23 protein-coding genes are annotated in these 22,225 nt (G+C 71.8%); 14 read left to right on the forward strand and 9 right to left on the reverse strand.

Going from position 1 to position 22,225, the window contains the following annotated elements; genetic code table 11:
- Positions 1-27 precede the first annotated feature (27 nt).
- Positions 28-495, forward strand: coding sequence for a hypothetical protein (locus tag KF837_15230; GenBank protein MBX3228671.1), 468 nt, complete (start codon positions 28-30; stop codon positions 493-495).
- The gene (locus KF837_15235; GenBank protein ID MBX3228672.1) at positions 495-1,325 is read left to right on the forward strand and encodes a hypothetical protein; all 831 of its coding nucleotides are present in this window, start codon (positions 495-497) and stop codon (positions 1,323-1,325) included. Before KF837_15230 ends, KF837_15235 begins: the two co-directional genes overlap by 1 nt.
- 21 nt (positions 1,326-1,346) lie before the next feature.
- On the opposite strand, the gene KF837_15240 is transcribed toward KF837_15235, so the two are convergent.
- The 3 genes from KF837_15240 to KF837_15250 form a co-directional block, all read right to left on the reverse strand.
- Complete coding sequence (locus KF837_15240) at positions 1,347-1,946, reverse strand: hypothetical protein (protein ID MBX3228673.1); 600 nt, start codon at positions 1,944-1,946, stop codon at positions 1,347-1,349.
- Between the two features lie 134 nt (positions 1,947-2,080).
- Entirely contained in the window at positions 2,081-2,626 is a 546-nt protein-coding gene (locus KF837_15245; GenBank protein ID MBX3228674.1) for a DUF420 domain-containing protein, read from the reverse strand.
- A 48-nt stretch (positions 2,627-2,674) separates the two neighbouring features.
- Positions 2,675-4,051 carry an aminotransferase class V-fold PLP-dependent enzyme gene (locus tag KF837_15250; protein MBX3228675.1) on the reverse strand — a complete coding sequence of 459 codons (1,377 nt, stop codon included), beginning with the start codon at positions 4,049-4,051 and terminating at the stop codon, positions 2,675-2,677.
- Between the two features lie 44 nt (positions 4,052-4,095).
- Between KF837_15250 and KF837_15255 the strand changes: the two genes are divergently transcribed.
- Positions 4,096-4,806, forward strand: a complete 711-nt coding sequence (locus KF837_15255) for a hypothetical protein (protein MBX3228676.1) — start codon at positions 4,096-4,098, stop codon at positions 4,804-4,806.
- Here the strand turns inward: KF837_15255 and KF837_15260 are convergent.
- Entirely contained in the window at positions 4,782-5,594 is an 813-nt protein-coding gene (locus KF837_15260; GenBank protein MBX3228677.1) for a ferritin-like domain-containing protein, read from the reverse strand. The genes KF837_15255 and KF837_15260 overlap by 25 nt on opposite strands.
- A 44-nt stretch (positions 5,595-5,638) precedes the next feature.
- Here KF837_15260 and KF837_15265 point away from each other — a divergent pair, with 44 nt between their 5' ends.
- The 4 genes from KF837_15265 (at position 5,639) to KF837_15280 (ending at position 10,257) form a co-directional block, all read left to right on the forward strand.
- A complete protein-coding gene (locus tag KF837_15265; protein ID MBX3228678.1) occupies positions 5,639-5,821 on the forward strand; it encodes a hypothetical protein in 183 nt (60 codons plus the stop codon).
- Positions 5,822-5,993: 172 nt separating this feature from the next.
- Entirely contained in the window at positions 5,994-7,433 is a 1,440-nt protein-coding gene (locus KF837_15270) for an NAD-binding protein (GenBank protein MBX3228679.1), read from the forward strand.
- Positions 7,430-8,581 (forward strand): cation:proton antiporter, encoded by a 1,152-nt coding sequence (locus tag KF837_15275; protein ID MBX3228680.1) that lies wholly within the window; start codon positions 7,430-7,432, stop codon positions 8,579-8,581. The genes KF837_15270 and KF837_15275 overlap by 4 nt, the downstream gene beginning before the upstream one ends.
- Complete coding sequence (locus KF837_15280; GenBank protein ID MBX3228681.1) at positions 8,578-10,257, forward strand: hypothetical protein; 1,680 nt, start codon at positions 8,578-8,580, stop codon at positions 10,255-10,257. Before KF837_15275 ends, KF837_15280 begins: the two co-directional genes overlap by 4 nt.
- Before the next feature lie 17 nt (positions 10,258-10,274).
- Here KF837_15280 and KF837_15285 read toward each other — a convergent pair whose 3' ends face one another.
- On the reverse strand, positions 10,275-10,652 hold the full coding sequence (locus KF837_15285; GenBank protein MBX3228682.1) for a hypothetical protein: 378 nt from the start codon (positions 10,650-10,652) through the stop codon (positions 10,275-10,277).
- Positions 10,653-10,776: 124 nt separating this feature from the next.
- On the opposite strand from KF837_15285, the gene KF837_15290 reads away from it, so the two are divergent.
- The gene (locus tag KF837_15290) at positions 10,777-11,535 is read left to right on the forward strand and encodes a hypothetical protein (protein MBX3228683.1); all 759 of its coding nucleotides are present in this window, start codon (positions 10,777-10,779) and stop codon (positions 11,533-11,535) included.
- 51 nt (positions 11,536-11,586) lie between these two features.
- On the opposite strand, the gene KF837_15295 is transcribed toward KF837_15290, so the two are convergent.
- From KF837_15295 to KF837_15305, 3 genes are read right to left on the reverse strand one after another with little or no spacing between them, the layout of a single operon-like run.
- The gene (locus KF837_15295; GenBank protein MBX3228684.1) at positions 11,587-12,858 is read right to left on the reverse strand and encodes a sigma-70 family RNA polymerase sigma factor; all 1,272 of its coding nucleotides are present in this window, start codon (positions 12,856-12,858) and stop codon (positions 11,587-11,589) included.
- Positions 12,855-13,247: a hypothetical protein gene (locus tag KF837_15300; GenBank protein MBX3228685.1), complete on the reverse strand. Its 393-nt coding sequence runs from the start codon at positions 13,245-13,247 to the stop codon at positions 12,855-12,857. The genes KF837_15295 and KF837_15300 overlap by 4 nt, the downstream gene beginning before the upstream one ends.
- A 13-nt stretch (positions 13,248-13,260) precedes the next feature.
- Positions 13,261-15,168 (reverse strand): beta-propeller domain-containing protein, encoded by a 1,908-nt coding sequence (locus KF837_15305; protein MBX3228686.1) that lies wholly within the window; start codon positions 15,166-15,168, stop codon positions 13,261-13,263.
- Positions 15,169-15,331: 163 nt separating this feature from the next.
- Between KF837_15305 and KF837_15310 the strand changes: the two genes are divergently transcribed.
- Positions 15,332-15,766, forward strand: a complete 435-nt coding sequence (locus tag KF837_15310) for a hypothetical protein (GenBank protein ID MBX3228687.1) — start codon at positions 15,332-15,334, stop codon at positions 15,764-15,766.
- Between the two features lie 66 nt (positions 15,767-15,832).
- Entirely contained in the window at positions 15,833-16,819 is a 987-nt protein-coding gene (locus KF837_15315; protein MBX3228688.1) for a hypothetical protein, read from the forward strand.
- A gap of 312 nt (positions 16,820-17,131) precedes the next feature.
- Here KF837_15315 and KF837_15320 read toward each other — a convergent pair whose 3' ends face one another.
- Positions 17,132-17,326 carry a hypothetical protein gene (locus tag KF837_15320; GenBank protein ID MBX3228689.1) on the reverse strand — a complete coding sequence of 65 codons (195 nt, stop codon included), beginning with the start codon at positions 17,324-17,326 and terminating at the stop codon, positions 17,132-17,134.
- Here KF837_15320 and KF837_15325 point away from each other — a divergent pair.
- The 4 genes from KF837_15325 to KF837_15340 all read left to right on the forward strand — a co-directional run bounded on the left by KF837_15325 (position 17,316) and on the right by KF837_15340 (position 22,159).
- Positions 17,316-18,575: a TCR/Tet family MFS transporter gene (locus tag KF837_15325; protein MBX3228690.1), complete on the forward strand. Its 1,260-nt coding sequence runs from the start codon at positions 17,316-17,318 to the stop codon at positions 18,573-18,575. The genes KF837_15320 and KF837_15325 overlap by 11 nt on opposite strands.
- Positions 18,572-20,251: a delta-60 repeat domain-containing protein gene (locus KF837_15330; GenBank protein MBX3228691.1), complete on the forward strand. Its 1,680-nt coding sequence runs from the start codon at positions 18,572-18,574 to the stop codon at positions 20,249-20,251. The genes KF837_15325 and KF837_15330 overlap by 4 nt, the downstream gene beginning before the upstream one ends.
- A gap of 470 nt (positions 20,252-20,721) precedes the next feature.
- Entirely contained in the window at positions 20,722-21,399 is a 678-nt protein-coding gene (locus KF837_15335) for a hypothetical protein (GenBank protein ID MBX3228692.1), read from the forward strand.
- Positions 21,400-21,475: 76 nt separating this feature from the next.
- Positions 21,476-22,159 (forward strand): hypothetical protein, encoded by a 684-nt coding sequence (locus tag KF837_15340; protein MBX3228693.1) that lies wholly within the window; start codon positions 21,476-21,478, stop codon positions 22,157-22,159.
- The last annotated feature ends 66 nt before the right edge of the window (positions 22,160-22,225 follow it).

Consider the following 22,225-nt stretch of genomic DNA (forward strand, 5'->3'; position numbering starts at 1 on the left):
CGCGATCTCGATCGTAAGAAGCTCCGCATGACATCGAGACTCTTTCACACGGTGGTTGGGGTTGGCCTCGCGCTCGGCGCGATGAGCATGGGCTGTGCGGCGGAGCAGGCTCCGGACGCAGCGACGGACACGGCGCAGGTCACGAGCTACGAGCCGGCGACCGAGCCGGTCACGGAGCCGGCCGCGCAGCCGGACCGCTTCTGCGAGGTCCCGTGGCCGACGACGAAGGGCTCCCCGCAGCCGACGCCCGCCCAGGCGCAGCTCTGCATCGATCCGCAGCGCGAGTGCGGCTCGTACCCGGCGCAGCCCGGCGGCTGGAACGAGTCGTGCGTGCCGACGGAGGTCGCCGGCGACGTGACGACTTGCCAGTTCACCAACGAGTTCTGGCTATTCTGCAAGGACACGGGCGCCTCGCACGAATGGTCGTGCCCCTCCGGGACGATCAAGGTGAGCGAGTGCGTCTGGCCGCTGAACGAGAAGCCGGAGCGACGCTGATGGTCAAGGAGTACACCGACGAGGGCCGCTGGAACGGCCGGCTGACCGGGAAGCCGCTTCCCGAATCGGATCCGGCGATCGACGAGCTTCCGAAGGAGCTGCGCGACCGCCTCGCGACGCTCTGGCACGTGCGCTCGGCGATGGAGCGGCGTGTCGGTGACTCCTTCTCCGTCGTCGTCGGCGCGCTCGCGCGCCGCAACGCCGCCCCCGCGCTCCAGACGCTCGCGAAGCGCGCGGTCGACGACGAGTACCGGCACGAAGAGCTGAGCCGCCTCGTCGCCTCGCGCTACGCCGGCCGCGAGATGCCGCGCGCGGCGCGCCTCTCGCTCGTCCAGCCCGAGTACAAGGGCGAGAGCCAGGAGCTGAAGGACACGCTGACGATCATCGGCCAGTGTGTCTTCAACGAGACGACGGCGGGCGCCTACCTCGAGGCCTCGCTCCACACCGCGAAGACGAAGCTCGCGCGCGCGGCGATCTCGGAGCTCCTCTCCGACGAGATCGACCACGGCCGCATCGGCTGGGCGCACCTCGCCGAGCTCACGCCCGCGCAGAAGAAGCAGGTCGAGCCCTGGCTCCTCCCGCTCGCGTACCTCAACCTGCGCGAGTGGCGGACGCAGACGCCGTACGATCCCGGCCACACCGCGATCCTCTCCGAGCACGGCGAGCCGCCGACCAAGGTCCTCCACGACGCCCTCGTCGACGCGCTGAAGACGCTCATCGTCCCCGGCTTCAAGCAGCTCGGGATGAACACCGCGCCGCTCGAGGCGTGGCTCGCCGCCGGCGCCGACACCGACCACCCGCCGCGCGAGTTCGAGCACGCGACGGCGTGAGCGAGGAGCTCCGCGACGCGATCAGCGCGACGCTTCGCGCTCCCGCAGCGCGAGGGCGAAGCGGCGCGTGACCGTCCACACGAGCCAGTTGCCGTTCTTCGCCTTCGTGCCTTCGACCGGCGTGTACGCGTAGAGCGCGGCGGTCGCGGCTTCGGCGGGGCGCACGAGGACGCCGTCCTCGGTCGCGGTCTCTCCCCAGACCATGAACTTCCCCTTGCCGCTGCGGGCGCGCGCGAACTGGTTCTCGAGCGTGGCGGCGGCGCACTCGAGCTGCACCTCGAGGCTCGCGTGGGCGGGATCGCGCCCGTTCGGGTACGCCGCGGTCGGCTTCTCGCAGCCGAGCGCGAACGCGCGCACGCTCGCGGGCGGCGGCGCGCTCGCGGCGACGAGGCTCTTCTCCACCTGCATCCGCGCGAGGAGCAGGACCGGGTTGATGTTGTGCGCCTGCGCGGTCCGCACGACGGCCTCGGAGACCGGCACCGGTCCACGCGGCAGCTCGTTCATGAGCACCACGCTCTCCTTCGCGAGCCACGACGGCCGATCCCACGGCGTGCGCTCGAGGAAGCGCTGCACGTCCGCGACCGTCACCCAGTCCTTCGCCTCGTAGAAGCCGTCGTCCATCAGGTGATCGCGGTCGTACGCGTCGGGGAGACCGGTGACGTCGCCGCTCGCGGCGGCGGCGGCGGGGAGCCCTTCGACCGCGTCGGGCGCGGGCGCGGTGCACGCGACGAGGGCGACGAGGGCGAGCGCGCGCTTCAGTACGCGCTCCGCAGGAGGAAGAACACGACGACGCCGGTGACCGAGACGTAGAGCCAGATCGGGAAGAGCACCTTCGTGATCTTCTTGTGCGTCGCGAAGCGCCGCTTGAACGCGAAGTAGAACGCGGCGAGGCACATCGGCACGACCGGGATCGACAGGATGACGTGGCTCGCGAGGAGCAGGAGGTACGCGACGCGCGCGCCGCCGGTGCCGGGGTAACGCGTGTCGCCGTGGACGTAGTGGTACGCGAGGTAGCCGACGAGGAAGAAGGCGCTCGACGCGAACGCCGACAGCATCAACGCCTGGTGCCGCGCGACCTGCTTCCTCTTGATCGCGCGCACCGCGAGGACGAGCAGCACCGCCGCGAGCCCGTTGAACGCCGCGTTGACGGAGGGCATGAACGACAGCGCCTCGCGATCGCCGGAGCCGTGCCGCAAGAGCAAGAGGTACCCGAGGACGGAGAGCGCCCCCACGGAGAGCACCCCGTTCACGATCCAAAAGGGCCGATCCTCGCGCGAGAATGCAGCTGCGTCCGCGGACATGGGCGGTCCATAGAGCCGTCCGCCGCGCGCGCCAAGCTCCGCGAACGGTCAGCCGGCGAGGTCCCGGATCGTCGCGACGAGGCGATCGAGATCGGCGGACGACGTGCGCGGGTTGATGATCGTGGTGCGGAGGAACGTGCGCCCGCGGAGGCGCGTCTTCACGACGTAGAAGCGTCCGTCCTCGAGGACCGCGCGGCGGATGCGCTCTTGCGCGTCGTCGCCCTCGCCGTACCGGAAGCAGACGATGTTGCACTCGGGCTCGATCGCGACCTCGAAGCCGGGCGTCCGGCGGAGGAGCGCCGCGAAGTCGCGCGCGCGATCGACGACGTCGTCGAGGTAGCGCGCGATCGTGTCTTCGCCGTGCACGGCGAGGGCGGCGTAGAGGCCGAGGACGAGCATGCCCTTCGTGCACTCGAGCGTGCGGACGGCGCTGTCGGTCGCGGCGGCTTGCGCGTCGAGGAGGTACGCGGCCTTCGTGCCTTGGAACGCGGTGAAGGAGTCGCGGCCGTCCTTGAAGAGCACCGCCGTGACGAGCGCGGGGCAGAGCATCATCTTGTGCGCGTCCCACACCACCGAGTCCGCGCGCGCGATGCCGTCGACGAGCGCGCGGTGCTTCGGCGAGAGCACGAACGACGCGCCGTGGGCGCCGTCGACGTGCATCCAGACGCCGCGCTCGGCGCAGAAGTCGGCGACGGCGTGGAGCGGATCGAACGCGCCCGTCGACGTGGAGCACGCGCTCGCGACGACGGCCACCACCGTGCGCCCCGCCGCCTCCGCGCGCGCGAACGCGTCGGCGAGCGCGTCGGCGCGCAGCTTGAAGCGCTCGTCGGCCGGCACCGTCACCACGCCGTCGTCGCCCCAGCCCATCACGCGGACCGCGCGCGCGGTGGAGTAGTGCGCCTCTTCGCACGCGAGGACGGCGCCGGTGAAGCGATCGCCGCCGAGGCGCGCGGCGGTGCGCTCGCGCGCGGCGAGGAGCGCGGTGAGGTTGCCGGCCGAGCCGCCGGAGGTGAACACGGCGTCGGCGCCCGGGCCGTAGCCGAGTCGCGCGGTGAGGAACCGAGCGAGCACGCGCTCCATCCCCGACGACACGGGGCCCATCTCGTAGACCGCGGCGCCGTTGTTGAGGAAGCCGCTCACGAACGACGCGAGCGCGGCGAGCGGGAGCGGGGCGGTGACCTGATGACCGACGAAGCCCGGATGATGGAGGTGCGTCGACTCCGCGACGACGCGCGCGAAGAGCGCCTGCGCGTCCGCGCCGCCCTCGAAGTCGCTCTGCCACGCGGCGACCTGCGCGCTCGGCTCCTTCCACGGCACGACCGCCTCGCCGTCCGTCGTGCCGAGGCGAGCGAGGTGATCGGCGAGGAGGTCGACGACGGCGTGCGCCTCGCGGCGGAACGCCTCCGGATCGTAGCCACGGAGCATGCGCCGGTTATGGCACGTCTCGGGCTCCGCGGTACGATGCGCGAGTGCGGCACGTCTGCGTCTTCTTCGTCGCGTCGGTCGCGTGCGTCCAGAGCCCGCCGCCGCGCGAGGGAGCGACCCTCGAGGTCCCCACGATCGCGATCAAACGAGCGGACACGGCCCCCGCCGCGCCGAAGGTCGAGCCGCAGCCGGACGTCCCGGACGCGTACTCGTGGACGGACGAGCGCGTCATCGAGCGGCTCACGGCGGACTGCCGCTGGCGTCCGCTGAACCTCGACAAGCAGAAGGAGAATAGCCGCCAGCCGCTGTCGTGCGTGCTCGATCTCCGCCCCGGGTTGAGCCACCCTTGCTACGAGGAGTACGAGGACGAGTGCAAGCCGGGGTGCACGAAGACGTGCCACGGCTGCACGAGCGTGTGCGTCACGCAGTGCGAGACATGCAAGAGCACGTGCACGGACGACGCATGTCATCGTGTCTGCGCCGAGACCTGCGCGAGCTGCCGCCAGCAGTGCGTTCAAGAGGTCAACGCATGTCAGGCGACCGCCTGCAGCGAGCGCTTCCGCGAATGCGCCGCCGCGTTGATGAACGACATGAAGAAGGCCGGATGCAAGAAGGCGTGCGAGCAGGCCTACTACTGCAGTCGGCGCTGCGAGCTCACGACCGGCGCGGAGTCCTGCTTCGACGCGTGCCGCAAGACCTTCGACTACAAGTGCAGCGATCGCTTCTACGGCTACTGCGCGAGCGGCGGCTCCTGAGCGGCGAACGTCGCGCGCGTCCACGCCCGGCCCGCGCTCGGGTCGACGCCGACCTGCTCGAAGCCGGGGAAGACGACGTCGACGAGGCCGGCGTGGATCACCTCCTGGCGCGCCTTGCGCGTCATGATGCCGTGCGCGGGGAGGTCCTCGCCCGGGAGCGGGTGCGCGTCGAAGAGCTCGCGGAGCCGCGCCTCGAGCAGACGCGGGAGCCAGGCGCCGAGCTCTCGGCGCACCTCCGGCTCGACGTGCCGCGAGGCGAGGTGCGCCCAGCCGATCCGGGCGTGGTCGATCTCGTCGGAGAGCACGCTCTGCAGCGCCGCGCGCGCGAGCGGCGACTTCGCGAGGAGGAGCTGCGCCTCGAGCATCCCGCACGCGAGCGTCTCGTTGATGCAGCACATCGCGACGACGTAGAGCGTCGCGCGGAGCTTGCCTTCCGACGGCGCGAAGAGCGGCATCGGCGCGGGGTGCCCCGGCGGCCAGCGCTCGGCGTCGCCGCGGTAGCGCGCGGCGAGCGCCACCGCGATCTGTGCATGATGCACCTCGTCGCGCACCGCCTCCGTCGCGAGCTCGATCACCTTCTCGTCGGCGCCGTGCTCGATGAGCTGCGCGGCGACGCCGCCGAAGCCCGCGCTGACGAGCAGCTCCGACTTCCCGCGCTCCTGCCAGATGCCGGCGAGGACCGCGCGCGCCGCCGGCGTCGCACCGTCGATCACGTCGTCCGCGATCGACGCGATCGACGTCGCGCTCGCGTCGACGCGGCTCCACCACGGCCGCGCGCGTTTGATCACGCCGTCAGCCGCAGCAGGCCCAGCTCGGGAACGAGTCGCCGCTCGTGCTGCTCGACGTCACGCCGCTGCTCGTCGTCGAGCTGCTGCTCGCGCCGGCTTCGGCGAGCGCGCCCGAAGACGAGGTCGACGACGAGGCCGACGAGGACGTGTTGCTGGGCGGCGTCGGGGTGCTGTCGTCCGAGCACGCGCTCGTGGTCATGCCCACCCCGAGGACCACGACGGTGTGAAAGAGCTTCGCCGTAAGCCGGTTCTGCATGAGCTCGACGGTATCAGTTGCGAACGACCGCCGTCGAGCCCCGCGACGCGCGCCCCCGCGGCAGGATCGACGCAGCGCCGCAGCCGCTCGTCGGTTGTACGCACGCTGCGCATCCGGACGGCTTATGCTCGCCGCGTCACGTCATGTTCGATCGTATCGTCCTGATCGGGGCGGGGCGGACCTCCGGCTCGATCGTCGATCGTCTCGCCCGGATCGCGCCGCTCACGATCCTCGATCTCTCACCCGCCGCGATCGACCTCGTGTCGACGCGCGAGCTCGAGTCGTCCGAGGGCTCGCATCCGATCGTGAAGCGGCTCGGCGACGGCACCTCGCGCCTCGTGCTCGAGGACGTCCGCGGCGATCCGAAGAGCCTCGTCGCGCTCGTGGTCGCGCCGGGCGACGATCGCGCGGCGCTCGAGGCGACCAAGCTCGGCGCCGAGCTCGGCTACGCGCCGGTCGTGACGATCGTGAACGACCGCACGGTGGCGCAAGCGTGCGAGAAGCATCAGGCCCGCGCGTTCGTGCGCGCCGAGATCGTGGGGCAGCTCGTCGAGCAGACGTTGCAGCAGGGTGGGCTCGGCGTCACGAGCGCGGGCGGCTTCGGCCGCGGCGACGTCGTCGAGTTCACCGTCCTCCCGAGCTCGCCCGCGATCGGCGTGCCGCTCGCGAAGCTGCGCGCCGACGGCTGGCGCATCGCCGCGATCTATCGCGGCGACGAGCTCGTGCTCCCGACCGGCCTCACCACCATCGCCGCGGACGATCGCGTCCTCGTCGTCGGCGATCCGCGGCAGCTCCCCCACGTCGCCGAGAGCCTCCGCGTCGGCTTGCCGACGTTCCCGCTCCTCCAGGGCCCGCACATCGTGGTGTACCTCCCGGGCGGTCGCGACGGCGACGTCGAGGCGGAGGCCGAGATGCTGCTCGAGCGCACGCGCGCCGCGCGGCTCGTGCGCGCGTACCCCGGCGCCGAGCGCACGCGCGTCTCGACCGGCGCCGGGCGCAAGCACATCGAGGACGTGCCGCTCGAAGGGAGCTCGATCGCGTCGCATCTCCCGATCCTGCGCGCGCGGACGCCGGGCGTCGTCGTCGCACGCATCGGGGCGCGTCCGTTCGCGGACGTGCTGCTCGGGCGCGGCGGCGAGGGCGCGGTCCTCTGCAACGAGGCCGGCGCGCCGGTCCTCTTCCCGCGCGGCGCGTCGCGGCACGAGCGCGTCGTCCTGTGCCTCACCGACGGTGACGTCGATCTCGCGACCGCCGAGGTCGCGCTCGATCTCGCGCGCATGTACGAGGTGCCGCTCCACGTCTTGCGCGTGAAGCTGCCGGCGTACCTCCAGTCGGAGGAGGCGGCGACGGCGGCGCTCGTCGACACGATCGTGCAGCGCGCGCGCCTCCACGGCGTCCAGCCCGAGGTCCTCGTGCTCGAAGGCAACCCGATCGCGGAGTGGGTGAAGGCGAGCGAGCGCGGCGACCTCGCCGTCGTCGCGCGCCGGCCGGGGATGCGCGACAGCTTCTCCAAGCCCGACCTCGCGCTCCGCCTCGCGCGCAAGGCGAAGGGGTCCGTCCTCGTCTTCACGGTCCCGGCGTGATCACGCTCTTCCTCCTCGTCCTCTTGAGCGTCGTCGGCCCCGCGCTCGCGGTGCGCGTCCGGCTGCCCGCCGCGGTCGTCCTCATCGTCGCCGGCATCGGCGTCGGCCCGGTCGGGCTCGGTTGGATCCAGGACACGCCGCCGGTCGCGCTCCTCTCCGAGCTCGGCTTCCTCATCCTCATGTTCGTCGCGGGGATGGAGATCGACTTCGAGTCCCTCCGTCGCGCGGGGCCGCGCGGGCTCCTCGTCCCGAGCCTCGCGGTGCTCCTCTTCGTCGGCGTCGCCGCGGCGATGGGGATCTGGCTGCGCCTCTCCGTCATCGAGCTCATCGTCGTCAGCGCGTCGAGCGTCGGGATGCCGCTCGCGGTGCTGCAGGAGACGGGGCTCCTCCAGCGCCCGATCGGCAAGCACGTGATGCTGACCGCTTCCCTCGGCGAGTTCGCTTCGATCCTCGCGATCACCGGCTACGAGCTCTTCGCGGAGGAGGCGACGCTCTCGCATCGGCTGATCAAGATGCTCAAGGTCGTCCTCCTCTTCGTCGTGTCGGCGACCGTCATCCGCTGGGCGCGCGCGGCGGTGTGGTGGCGACCGGAGCCCTTCCGGCGCCTGCTCCAGCACCACGACGTCGCCGAGCTCGGCGTGCGCACGGGGCTGCTCCTCATGTTCGGCTTCGTCGTCGTCTCGGCGATGCTCGGCGTCGAGGCGATCCTCGGCGCCTTCATCGGCGGCGCGCTCGTCGCCTTCGTCCTGCGCGAGAAGTCGACGCTCGAGTCGAAGATCTCCGCGCTCGGGCACGGGCTCTTCATCCCGATCTTCTTCATCGTCGTCGGCGTGCGCTTCAACGCGCGGGTGCTCTCCTTCGCCGCGCTGAAGGACGCGCTCCTCTTCGCCGCCGTCGTCGCGACGGTGAAGATCCTGCCCACGCTGATCTCGTCGCCGCGCGAGCTCGGCCTGCGCGAGCGCTTCGCGGCGGGGGCGCTCCTCTCCGCCCCGCTCACGCTCCTCGTCGCGATCGCCGCGATCGGACGGCGGCTCGGTACGGTCGACAGCGCACGCGAGGCGACGTTCCTCCTCCTCGCGATCCTCCTCTCGGTCGGGTTCCCGATCGTCTTCCGCGCGCTCGTGACCTCCCCACGAGCGCGGACATGAGGTCGCGCTGGGGCTGCCTCGTCGTCCTCGCCGCGTGCGCGCGTCCTGCTCCTGCTCAGGCTCCTGCGTCTGCGCCGGCCCCCGCTCCGCCGCCGGTGGTCGTCGCGGCGGCGCCCGCGCCTGCGCTGCCGACGCGCCTCGCGATCGACGTGACGACGGACGGCGCCGTCGAGGACCGCGTCGTCGTCGAGCTCCGGCTCGCGGGACGGCTCGCGGCGACGACCGCGCTCGTCTTCCGGCCGAGCCATCGCGTCGCGATCGGCGACGTCGAGGCGCGCGACGAGGACGGCCCGATCGCGGTCGACGCGTCGCTGAAGCTCGCGCGTCCCGGCCGGCGCGAGCTGCGCGTGCGCTACGCGGTCACGTTCACGCCGTCGCCGTCGCCGTCGCCGTCGCCGTCTCCGCTGCCGGCGGACGCGACGGCGCCGGCGGCGGAGTCGATCGAGCTTCACGCGGCGGGCGACGATCTCCTCGCGCTCCCCGAGCTCGACGAGCACGTCCCCGTCGAGCTGAAGCTCCGCACGGCGGGGATGGGGCCTGGCGGCGCGTCGAGCTTCGGGCTCGGCGCCGACCAGCGCTTCGAGGCGCGCACGAGCGAGCTGCACAACGCGTACTTCCTCGCAGGCGACGTCGGCACCGCGACGTTCCACGCGCCGGACGGCGACGACTTCACCGCGTGGGTGGGGCACACCGCGTTCGACCCGCGCTGGATCGGCGCGGAGGCGGCCGCGACGCGGAGCGCGATCGACGCCTACGTCGGGCGCCACGCCGGGCGAGGGAGCGCGCCGCTCTCGCTCCTCGTCGTGCCGGCGAAGCGCGACGATCCGCCGGTCGTCGTCGCGCCGCGCACGCGCGGTCTCTTCGTGTCGGCGGACCGGCGCGCGGTGTGGACGGCGCCGATCCGCATCCTCGTCGGGCAGGCGCTCGCGCAGCGTTACCTCGGCGGCTTCCTCTGGGTCGGCGCGCGCGACGCGGCGCGCGAGGGGGAGGGTTGGTTCTTCAGTGAGGGCTTCGCGCGCGCGGTCTCCCGCGACGTCCTCTTCGATCTCGGGATGATCGAGGCGAGCGATCGCGCGAACGAGCTGAACGAGCTCCTCGCCGCGATCGCGTTCGCGCCGGACGAGCGCCGCGTCGCGCTCGCGCGGGGCGCCCTCCTCGCGACCGCGCTCGACGTCGCGGCGCGCAAGAACGGGAGCAGCCTCCGCCAGTTCCTGCGCGAGCGCCTCGCCGACGCGGCGGCGAAGAAGACCGACACGATCGCGCGCGACGACTTCGTCGCCCACGCGCGTAGGGCCGCCGGCGACGCCTTCGCGGACGCGATGACCGCGACGCTCACGCGCGGCGCGGAGGTCCCGCTGCCGCCCGACCTCCTCGGCCGGTGCTGGCGCCTCGCGCGAAAGCAGCTCGTCCCCTTCGAGCTCGGGTTCGTCACCACCGCCGGCCAGGACCTCGTCGTCGAATCGGTCAAACCAGGCTCCCGCGCCGCCGCCGCCGGCGTCCGCAAAGGCGATATCGTCCGAAATCTCGATTATCGTAATGGCCAATCCGCCTCGCCGGTCAAGATGACCCTCCTGCGCGGCGAACGGAGCCTCACGCTCACCTTCCTGCCCGCCGGCGCAGCGAAGCCAGGCCGCATCTTCGAGCGCATCCCCGCCATCCCCGACGATCGGTGCTGATCGCCTCGGTCTGGAAGCTATCCGCCCGAGGACGCGCTGGAGCCGCCGCCCGAGGAGGTGCCGCCTGACGACGTGGAGCTGCTCGCGCTGACGTCGGCGCCGCCGGCGTCGCCGATGCTGCTGTCGACGCCGGCGTCGGTGCCGCCGCTCGTGCCGCTCGAGCTGCTCGTGCTGAAGCCGCTGCTCGAGGATGCGGAGCTCGAGGAGGTCGTGCCGGACGAGGTCGACGAGGAGCTGCTGCTCGTGGTGGTGGTGTCATCGTCGTCGTCGTCGTCGCCGACGGTGCTGTCTTGGAAGTACTCGATGTCCTCGTTGCCGACGATCGCGTTGCAGCCCAGCATCGCCGCGACGACGAACGTGCCGCAGGCGGAGCCGAGCCAGCGCGGGGACTTCACTCGTTCATCGTGACCTCCGGCGCCCCGCGCCGCAAGGCCGCCGATTCTTCCCCAAGGAAAGAAATCGACCGCTGTCAGAACGTCGTTCGTGGCGCGTCCGCTGCGAAGAGAAGGAACGACGACGATGAAGACGCCGGCGCAGAACGAGAACAGCGTCCAGTTCTCGCTCGGGGAGCTCCAGAAGCTCGAGGACGAGCGCGTCGCCGAACAGAGGCGCGACGAAGCGGCGAACGAAGCCGCGAACGAAGCGGCGAAGGTGGAGGCCGCGCGCCGCGCGAAGGCCGACGCGGAGGCGAGGGCTCACGCGGAGGCGGCGGCGGCGGAGGCGGAGCGCATCAAGAAGATGAGGGAGCTCGCCGAGCTCGAGGCGATGCAGAAGGCGCGCGTCGAGCAGGCGCGGATCGAGGTCGACGCGCGCATGCGCGCGGAGGAGCGCGAACGCGAGCGCCGCCACGAGCTGGAGCTCGCCGGCCTCCGCGCGAAGACGCCCGCGTCGCCGAGCCTCGGCGCGCTCCTCGGCGCGACCGGCACAGGCGGCGCGATCATGCTCGTCGTCACGGCGATCGTGCACTTCGCCGTGACGGGGCCGACCAGCGAGCGCCGCATCGCGGAGCTCGAGCTCCGCGCCGGGACGGCGGAGCAACACGCGAGCGACGCGGACCACAAGATCGAAGAGCAGCGGAAGTACATCGCCGCGCTCGAGAAGAACAAGACCGCGCTCGAAGATCGGATCGCGGACCTCTCCGCGCCCCCCGCGCCCGCGCCCCCACGCACGCCGTCGCGGCCAACCAGGGGAACCGGCGCCGTCCCGCCCGCGCCGCCGAAGGTCGAGAAGAAGGTCCACTGCGACGAGAAGCACGACCCCATGTGCTTCGGGAACTGACCGCGCCGTCGCTTCTGCATGGCCAGTGCGAGGCCCACAAAAATAGTCTGGTTATCTCTCCAGCTTCGCCGCGCGCTCGAGCAGCAGAGCCCGCTCGCGCTCGTTCGTCGCGAGCTTCGCCGCGCGCCCCAGCTCCGCGCGGGCTTCGTCGAAGCGCGCGAGCTTCGTGAGGAAGTCGGCGCGCACGGCGGGGAGCAGGTGATACCCGTCGAGCGCGCCGCTCGCGGCGACCGCGTCGGCGAGCGCGAGGCCCGCGGCGGGGCCGTCCGCCATCGCGACGGCGACGGAGCGATTCAGCTCCACGATCGGCGAGCGCGTCAGCTCCGCGAGCTCGTCGTAGTAGCCGACGATGCGCCGCCAGTCCGTCGCCTCGGGCGCGCCCGCGCGCGCGTGGCACGCCGCGATCGCGGCCTGGAGCAGGTAAGGTCCGCGCGCGCCGCCGAGCGCCTCGCCTCGCGCGAGCGCCGCGAGGCCGCGCTGGATCAAGAGGCGGTCCCACCGCGCGCGCTTCTGCTCGAAGAGCGGGATCGGCTCGCCGTTCGGGCCGGTGCGGGCGCCCACGCGCGAGGCCTGGATCTCCATCAGCGCGACGAGGCCGTGCACCTCGGCCTCGCGCGGGACCAGCTCCGCGAGGACGCGGCCGAGGCGCAGCGCGTCCTCGCAGAGCGCGGGTCGCATCCAGTCGCCGCCCGCGGTCGCGGCGTAGCCCTCGTTGAAGATCAGGTAGACGACCTCGAGCACCGACGCGAGCCGCTCCGCGAGCTCCTTGCCGCGCGGCACCTCGAACGGCGCGCCGCTCTCCGCGAGCGTGCGCTTCGCGCGGACGATGCGCTGCGCGATGGTGGGCTCCGGGACCACGAACGCGCGCGCGATCTCCTCGGTCGTGAGGCCGCCGAGGACGCGCAGCGTGAGGGCGACGCGGGCGTCGGGAGAGAGCGCCGGGTGGCACGAGGCGAAGACGAGGCGGAGTAGGTCGTCGCCGACGTCGTCGTCGGCCGCGGCCTCGATCGCCTCCGCCGCGCGCTCCTGGCGGTCCTCGAGCGCGCGCGTGATCTCGCCCTCCTTGCGCCCGACCCGCTTCGCGTGATCGAGCGCGTTGAGGGCGCGGTTCTTCGCCGCCTGCATCAGCCACGCGCCCGGTCGATCGGGGATCCCGCCCTGCGGCCACGTCTCGAGCGCCGCGACGAACGCGTCCTCTGCGAGCTCCTCCGCGCGTCCGACGTCGCCCTTCAGCAAGCGCGCGAGGCCGGCGACGAGCTTCGACCACTCGATGCGGAACACCGCGTCGATGCGCGCGCGAGCCTGCGTCTCCGTCGCGCTCACGGGCGGGGGACCAGCTTGCCGCGCTCGCTCGACGCGACCGGCTCGTTGCCTCCGAAGAGCGTCAGCTCGGCGTCGACCCCGTGGACCACGAAGCGGCCGCCCTTCGGCGCGCCGCTCGTGATCTCGAAGCGCCGCTCCCCGAACACGTTCGAGGTCTCGCGCCCCTCGAGCCGCAGCGCCTCGGTGACGAGCGTGACCTGCTCCCCGTCGATCGTCACCTCCCACCGATCGATCGCCGGCGTGGGCACGTAGCTCGTGTCCGGCAGGTCGTCGTTCGGGAGACGCGGCTGCTCGCTCGCGTCGAACACACGGTCGACGCGCAGGACGCAGAGCGTAGGAGCCGGCGGCGGCGTGCTCGACAGCACGGCGGTCGCGAGCGGGAGCTTCACCCCATGGAGTCTGTCACGATGCGCGGCGAGACGCACGACGACGAGCGAGCGCGCCGACCGCGAGGCCGACCGCGGCGAAGGTCAGCCAGCCGGCGGGCGCGGCGGGACGCTGCGTCGTGCTGCACGCGAACGCGCCGCGGTCTTCGTCGTAGTAGTAGCCGTGACGAGGGTAGTCGTTGCTCTGGTTCGGGGTCTGGTTCCAGCCGCTGTTGACCGGCACGTCGCCGCTCGCGGTGCGGAGCTCGCACGTGCCGATGACGAGGTCGGCCGTCTTGCTCGCGGCGTAGCGGGACTTGAGGTCGAACGACGTGACGTTCGAGTCCGAGACCGCGATGAGCTGCTCCTGGTTCACGATCGCGCGGCGCGGGTTGCCCGCGACGGGGAGGAGCGCCTGCTTCGTGAACGCGTCGCCCTTCCAGTCGACGAGCTGGACGCCGCCGCCCGTCGCGCACGTGCCGTAGCTCGGGTTCGAGTAGGGGATCGTGATGAGCCCGCCGTCGTTGATCTTGAAGGCCTTCTGGAGGCGATCCTGATCCTCGGGCAGGATCGTCTGCTGGATCTGCTCGTTGCGCGTCCAGCCGCCGCCGCCGAAGGAGACGCGGGACAGCATGCGCGGAGTGTCCATGTTCGAGACGTCGAAGAGCGAGACGTTGAGCTGACCCACGCTGTCACGCTCGTCGACGCCGAGGCCGATGAGGCGGTCGCCGCGCGGCTCGAGGTGCACGACGTAGCCCGGCATCTCGAGCTCGCCGCGCTGCTGCGGGTTCATCGGATCGGAGAGGTCGATGATGAAGAGCGGGTCCGTGCGCTCGAAGGTGATCGCGTACGCGCGATCGGCGTCGAAGCGCACTGCCTTGAGGCTCTCCGGACGCGGGAGCTGGAGCCCCACCTTCGCCATCGTCTGCACCGACCGCGCGCTCCACACCTGGAAGGTCTGGACCTGCGGATCGCCGTAGGTCGCGCCGGTCGCGTTGCCGACCTGCGAGATGACGCGGAGCACGTCGTCCTTCTCGCTCATCTGCCAGCGGCTCAGGATCGGGCCCGCCGTCTCGATGTGCGCGCCCTTCTCGAGCTTGCCGCCGGCGTCGCTCACGTCGACGAGGTCGATCGCGCCCGCGCTCCCGGAAGGCCCGCCCACCCAGAGGTGGCCGTTGCCGAAGATGATGCTGCGCTTCACGTCGGGCGTGTTGCCGTAGCTCGTGTTGCCGAACGCGATCTGAGCGACCTCTTTCGCCTCCGTCCCCGCGCTGAGATCGAAGCTCGTGACGACGGTGCTGTTCTTCGACGCGCAGCTCCAGCAGCCCTGGTTCTGGTACGTCACGACGTAGAGCACGTCGCCCGCGAGGCGCGAGTCCGCGATCGTGCCGGGCACCGCGAACGTGCCGACGCGCTGCATGAGGCCGGGATCGCGCACGTCGACGACGAGGATGCCCGCGCTCGAGTTCACCCCCGGCGGCTGGTACGCGACGCCTTCGCTCGACGCGGGGACGATCTGACCGGTCTGCGAGTAGACGCCGTTCATCATCAGCGTGAGGCGGTCGCCGGTCAGGTACATCTCGAACGGCTCGCCGGGGAGGTACGCCTGCCCGAGCATCGTGAGCTGGTTCGGCTTCGACACGTCGATGATCGAGAGCGACCCCGTCTTCGAGAGCGCGTAGAGGCGGCCGTTCTGGATCTGGACGATGTCGGCCTCCGCGATCGCGCGCTGGGCCGCGCCGTCGTCGACGGGCGAGGTCTGCTGCTGGCCCGAGGGCAGGGCGCCGCCGGAGCTGCTGGTGTTTTCGCTGTCGCTGGGCGCGCTCGCTCTCGGACTGCCGGCGTACGTCGAGCCCGACGACGAGTCCTCGCCGCAGGCGACGGCGGCGAGGGCGGTGAGGACGACGGGGGCGAGGCGAAGCGCGAAGGAGCGGCTGACGAGCATGCCGGACCTCATCGCAAGGCGCGATCCACTCTGGAAATCGCGCGATCTCAGGGAAAATGACGCGCGATCGCGCGGCGCGACCTCTGGCGTGGCTGTCGCGCCGCGGGCCCGGATGTCCGGGCCTTTGCCCAAAAGCGGGCGTTCGGGCGATGGTGAGAGGGACATGCGTGCGCGGAGGGTCCTGACGTCGATCGCCTGCCTGACGGCGATCGTCGTGACGTCCGCGTGCCGCCACGAGGAGCTCCCCGGCGCGGCGGAGCCGACGACGGCGGAGTGCCCGACGATCGGGGAGCGCGCCTGCCGCGAGGCGTCCGACTGCGGGCCGAACCTCCACTGCACCGGCGGCCAGTGCTTCGCCAACCAGGCGGGGTGCCCGTGCTCGACCGACGATCAGGGCGACTGCGGGAGCAAGGCGCACTGCACGCGAGGTCAGTGCTACTCGAACGAGGCCGGCGTCCCCTGCACCGAGAACAAGCACTGCGGACCGCGCGCGCACTGCACGGTCGACACCTGCTACGAGAACGCGAGCGGCTCACCCTGCACGGAAGGCTCCGACTGCGGCCCTTCGTCGAAGTGCGTCAGCGGCCGCTGCAACTAGACCGTTCGCCCGCGGAAGGGCATCTTTGAAGGAGTGACGGCCTATCGCTCCGCTTACGAGCACATCGTGGGCCTCCGTCTCGCCGAGACGAAGGAGGTGCGGACCGAGCTCGCCCCGCTCCTCCCCGCGCTCCGCCGCGTCGTGCGCGCCCGGCTCGCGCGCATCGTCGCGGGCTCGATCGGCGTCGCCGGCGCGGCGGCGATGACGTTCAGCGCGGCGTGGACGCACGACGAGTCGCGCAGCCCGGCCCCGACGCTCATGCTGCTCGCGAGCGCGGCCGCGCTCGTGGCGGGCTGGGTCCTCGCGCGCGGCGGGCTCGCGGCCGGCGCGCGCCTCCTCCGCCGCGACACGACCGAGCTCCGGCTGACGGGGCAGCTCGACGCCGACCTCGCGCGCATCGACGCGACCGATCCGCGCGCGGAGCTCCACCGCCTCGAGCGGAGGGCGCAGGGGCTCGAGCTCGCGAGCGTCGGCCTGCCGATCGCGGGCGTGTCGTTCCTCTACCCGCTCTCGTCGCACTGGCTCTTCACGCAGCTCCTCGGCGGAGGCGAGAGCGCGGGGGACTTCTCGCAGTGGATCCGCGTCTCGCTCGCGATCGTCGGGCACGCGCACATCGCGCTCGCGATCTGCGGCTTCCTCTTCGCGAAGCGCCTGCGGAGCCTCACCCTCGAGGGCCTCATCGATCTGAAGATCCACCGCGAGTGGCTGAAGGCCTGGATGATCACGATCGGCATCTCGTGTCTCCCCGGCATCCTGCTCATCCTCGTGCCGCCGATCCTCGTCGCGATCACCGGCATCACGTTCATCCCGGTCCTCTGGTACGTGCTCCACTCCGCGGTCGTCCGCGAGCGGAGCAAGTTCGCGTTCGCGGAGGCCGCGTCGAACGTGCGGGTCGCGGCGAACGTCGACGTCGCCGACGCCTTAGCGGAACAGAAGCAGCGAGAGGCCGACCGATACGACGAGCACGCCGGCGGCGATGCCGACGATGGTGCGGAGCGGGAGCCCCTTGTTGTTGCGGCCCATCGCGTTGGCGATGACGGTCGAGGGCGGTAGGTCCTCGGCGAGGTTGTCGCTGAACGACGCGCGCGAGATCTCGAACGGCCCCGACGAGATCGCGCCCACCGGCGCCGGCTGATCGAAATGCCCGTCTTGTCCCGTCCCCGCGGAGACGCGGGGCCCCAATCCGAAGGGATCGCTCTCCGTCGGCGCCTTCGCGGCCGAGGACGGAGGCGCCTCATCGGCGTCCTTCGCCTCGTCCGCCGGCGCGTCCGGCTCTGCGGGCTCCTTCGATTCGTCCGACATTTACTGCACCCTCAATCGTACCGAATCGCCCCGCGCCGGCCCAAAAACGGACCAAAAATGCGGCTACGCCGACGACGGCGACACGGACCGCGGCACGACGCTGGCGGCGGGGAGCACGTCGAGCGTCCTGTAGGCGTCGAAGGCGTGCGCGAGGAACGGGAGCGCGCCGCCGAGCGCGACGACCGGGTACATCATGAGCGCGCGCTTCTCGCGGAGGGCGCGGAGGTCGAAGCGCTCGCTCGGGGCGGTGTCCGCCATCGACGCGGAGGATAGCCCGGATTACAAGCGCTGCGCCCTGATGGCGCGCTCGACGAAGCACGCGTTCGTGTTCGTGTGGATCACGGTCCTCCTCGACATGGTCGGCCTCGGCCTGATCATCCCGGTCGTGCCCGGCGTGCTGCGCGAGCTCACCGGCACCGATCCCGCGCACGCCGCCGTCTACGGCGGCTGGCTCTTCTTCGCCTACGCGGCGATGCAGTTCTTCTGCGCGCCGGTGGTCGGCGGTCTCTCCGACGCGATCGGCCGCCGGCCGGTGCTCCTCTTCGCGGTGCTCGGCCTCGGCATCGACTACATCCTGACCGCGCTCTCGCCCTCGATCGTCTGGCTCTTCGCGGGCCGCGTCGTGGCGGGCCTCTTCGGCGCGTCGTACACGACCGCGAACGCCTTCGTCGCCGACGTGACGCCGCCCGACGAGCGCGGCAAGGCGTTCGGCCTCCTCGGCGCTGCGTTCGGCGTCGGCTTCGTCGTCGGCCCCGCCATCGGCGGCCTCCTCGGCGACCTCGGCACGCGCGTCCCGTTCTACGTCGCGGCCGCCCTCTCGCTCGCGAACTTCGTCTACGGCCTGGTCTTCCTGCCGGAGACGCACCCGAAGGAGCGGCGCAAGCCGCTGCGGCTCTCGCAGGTGCACCCCTTCGGCGCGATCGCGAACGTCCCCGGCGGCCCCCACGTCCGCGTGCTCGCGATCTCGCTCTTCGTGCTCTTCCTCGGCGGCGCGGTGTACCCCGCGATCTGGTCGTTCTGGACGACGGCGGAGTTCGGCTGGAGCCCGCGCATGATCGGCATCTCGCTCGCGGTCTACGGTATCAGCAACACGATCTGCCAGGCCCTCCTCGTCGGCCTCGCGACGAAGAAGCTCGGCGAGCGCAACGCCTCGCTCCTGGGTCTGGTCCTCAACGTGTTGGCCTACGTCCTGACCGGCCTCGCGACGAAGAGCTGGATGGTGTTCGCCGTCATCATCGTCGCGTCCCCCGCCGGCATCGCGATGCCGGCGATGAACGCGTGGATGTCGAAGCTCACGCCGGACGACGCACAGGGCCGCCTCCAGGGCGTCGTCGGCGCCGCGGAGGGCCTCTCCTCCATCGCCGGCCCTCTCCTCATGACGCAGGTCTTCGGCGCCTACGAGCACACCCTCCCCGGCGCCCCCTTCTTCCTCGCCGCCGCGCTCACCGTCCTCTCCCTCTTCATCGTCCTCCGCGCCGGCCCCCAGCCACGCGAGGCCAACCCATGAGCGAGCCGTGGTACGCTCGATTACGAATGAGCGGTCGCAGGGGGGCGTTGGGTGGTATCGGCGCGGCCCTCTGGATCGGAGCGTGGGCTTGTACCACCTACTCCACGGACGAAGCCCCGGAGCCGCAGCCCGTCGTGCAGGCAGACGCGGCGTCCGCACCGAACCTCCCCGACGCGAGCGCGCCTCGCGACGGCTCGGACGAAACGCCCGCCTTCACGCTGACGCTGTCGTCTCGTTCGCTCGCCCTCTACCGCGGTGGCAGCGTCGTGCTGACCGTCACCGGCGCGCGCACGGGCGGTCATGCGAAGGACGTCGTGCTGAGCGTCGCGGACCTGCCCTTCGGTGTGACCTCCGATGCGCCGACGCTCGCCACCGATCAGAAGACGGCGACGATCGAGCTCGTCGCTTCGGCGGACGCGGCCGTCGCCACCACGAGCGTGCTCGTGCGCGCGGAGAGCGCCGGCGGCGCCATCGAGGCGGCGGTCGCGCTCACGCTCGACGTTCGCGCCGAAGACGACTCCGGCGTTCACAACGCGCTCGACCCGACGTTCGGCGCCGGCGGCGAGCTCGAGGTCGCCCTCGACATCCAGATTCCGTTGAGCGCCACCGTCACGCCCGCGGGGAGGATCGTGGTGGGCGGATGGGACGGCAAGACCCCCATGGTCGCGCGCTTCATGCCCGACGGAACGCGCGACCCGTCGTTCAAGATGGGGCAGACCGCGCTGCTCAGCGCATCGAAGATGCCCATCCCCACCGCGCTGCTGGCGACGGGAGACAAGCTCGTGATCGGCGGCAGCTACGATTGCGCGAGCTCCTGCAAGCACGCCGTCGCGCGGCTCGCGTTGGACGGTGAGGTCGACGGGACGTTCGGCTCGCTCGGCCGGGCGGACCTCTTCACCGGCCCCAACGTCATCACGGCGGGGAACGTGGAGAGCATCGTGGCCTCGCCCACGACCGGACACCTCTTCGTCGGCACCCACTATTTCGGCGGCGCTCCGCCCTACACGGGCGAGCTCGCCGTCACGCACCTCGACGCGAACGGCCAGCAGCAGACGAGCTGGGGCACCTACGGTCGCAAGTACTTTGCGAGCGACTACGTGCCGTCCGTCTCGATGGTGGTGGAGGGCGACGACACCGTGTTCCTGCAGCACCGCGAGAACGTCACGAAGCTGGCGACGGGTGGCTCGTCGACGCGCTCGAACGTGTCGCCGGGTCCCATCGCCGCGTACGGTTCGAACCTCTTCGCCTTCGGCGGCGACACGAAGCGGATGCAGATCGCCGTCCTGGATCCCGCGGGCGTGCGCGATCCACTCCCCAAGAGTGAGGACGGAGGTGCGCTCGTCGTCGAGCAAGGCGTGGAGCTCTCGGTGACGGCCGGCCTCGCGGCGACGAGCGGCCTGTTCGTCGGCGGTACCGCCTCGAAGTCCTCGAGCTTTCAGTCCGCCGCAGCGCTCGCCCGCTTCCACCTCGACGGTGGCGTCGATCAGAGCTTCGGCGATCAGGGGATCTTGTTCTCTCCGTACCGCGCTCCGGTCGTCGTCGGATCCATTCCGCGGCGGACCGAGAGCGGTCCTCTGCTGATCACGACGCTGCCGGGAAATCGACTCCTCACGGTGGGACTGCGCGAGCTCGCGTCGGGAGAGCGAGCCCTCGTCTTCCGCCGCTACCAGCTCTGAAGCGGGGCATCACGCGTGTGGCTCGCCTCACGGACGCTGATCGTGATGTGCCTCGCCGGTTGCGCTGCGCCGCCGGCGGCGCCCGTGCGCGCGCCGCGCGTGGTGGGGGCTCTGCCGGTCGCCTCGACGGAGCTGGGACGCGGTTCCGGAGTCGGGGGCGCCGCTCGATCTTGCGAGGCCGACGCCGCTCGCCGATCCGCGTGCGCGCGGCTGGATCGTGGAGGGCGATCGGCTCGTGCGCGTCGAACCGACGACGGGGACGCGTGTACACGTCACGCAAGATGCGCGCGGCGACGTCTTCGACTGCGAGCTCTCGGCCGGCGGCGACGTCCGGTGCGCGGAGCACGTGCGCGCGATCTGGGGAGGCTCGCGGCTCTGCGTGCACGAAGCCGACGGCTGGCTGAGCTGCGCGCCCTACGCGCCGGGATCGCCGGCTGGCGCTCGCGCGGATCGGGCAATTCCCCGCGGGCGTGCGGGTGCACGCCGGCATCGAGCTCGGTTGCGCCGAGAGCCCCGCGGCGCCCGTCGCGTGCTGGCGCTGGGATCAACAGTGGCGCGCGTCCGCGCACGACGGGCGCACGCTCGTGCGTGAGTCGCTCCGCCCGCCGGTCGCGACGGCGATCGACGGCCCCGTCGCGCTCTCGGTCGCGGCCCATCACGCGTGCGCGCTGCTCCGCGATCGGCGCATCGTGTGCTGGGGGCGCGTGTTCCGCTCGGACGCGCCGCCGCCGCTCGTCGAGCTGCCGGAGCTCTCGGCCGCCACGCGCATCGGCGCCGGCATCGATCACGCGTGCGCGGTGCAGGGCGCGAAGGTGTGGTGCTGGGGCGCGAACGACGTGGGGCAGATCGGCCTCGCCGGCGCCGCGTTCGTCGAACGCCCCCGCGACGTCGACGGCGTCTCCGACGTCGTCGACGTCGCGCTCGGTAGTCGCCGCCACAAATCGAGCACCGAGCTCGCGGACGGCGCCGCGCGCTGCTTCGGCGAGGCACGCCGCCCGACGGTGGAGCGCCAAGAGGGCGTCGCCGAGATCGCCCTCGGCGGCTCGTTCGCGTGCGTGAGGTGCGAAGGTCGACCGCCCGTGTGTTGGGGCAGCGTCCGCGGCTCGTTCGAGACGGAGCCGATCGAAGCGTCCCTCGCGATCGAGTGAGCGTACGATCGCGGCGCCGGGTGGAGGGCAGGTCATGAGCGTCATCGACATTCGATGTCCGTCGTGTGGGAGAAGCGTGCCGGCGGCCGACATCAACATCGCCGCCCTCGCGGCCAAGTGCTCGGGCTGCCAGAGCGCGTTCACGTTCGCGCCGCCGTCGCGCGTCCGCGCGGTGCCGCCGATGCCCGCGAACGTCACCGTGACCGGAACGCCGACGCTGCGCGCGATCGTCTCCGACTACCGCTCGTACGCGAGCGCGGTCCCGCCGCTCACGATTCGCTACCGGCAATTCAGCATCGCCGGCGTCGTGTTCAACACGATCTTCGTCGTCCTATGGTTCGGGGTCCTCTCGCAGGCCTATCTGAGCTTCCGCGGCCAGCCTCTCTGGATCTACTTCCTCCCGATCTTTCACGTGCTGGCCGGTCTGGTCGTCGTCAAGCAGATCCTCGAGGCGCTCTTCAACGCGGACGTGTTCGACATGACCGGCGAGCGGCTCGTCGCCACGCGGGGCCCGATCCGCTGGCCCTGGCAGCGCGGCCGGGTCGAGCTCCCGGTCGCCGAGCTCCGCCAGCTCTCGGTGCTCGAGAAGGTCGGCACGAGGAACCGCACCTCCTACGGCGTCATCGCGCACCTCAAGAACGGCACGACCGTCGCGCTGGTCGACGACCTCCCCCACCAGGAGGTCGCCACCTTCATCGAACGCTCCATCGAGGAGCAACTCGGCCTCCCCGACGAGCCCTGGCTCAACCAGAGCGTGTGATGGCGTGCAGCAACTGACGCTGGAGCGACGTGGGCATGGCGCGGCAGACCTTGCGGGGACGGGACT

It is taken from the genome of Labilithrix sp. (assembly GCA_019637155.1).
Classification (GTDB): domain Bacteria; phylum Myxococcota_A; class Polyangia; order Polyangiales; family Polyangiaceae; genus Labilithrix.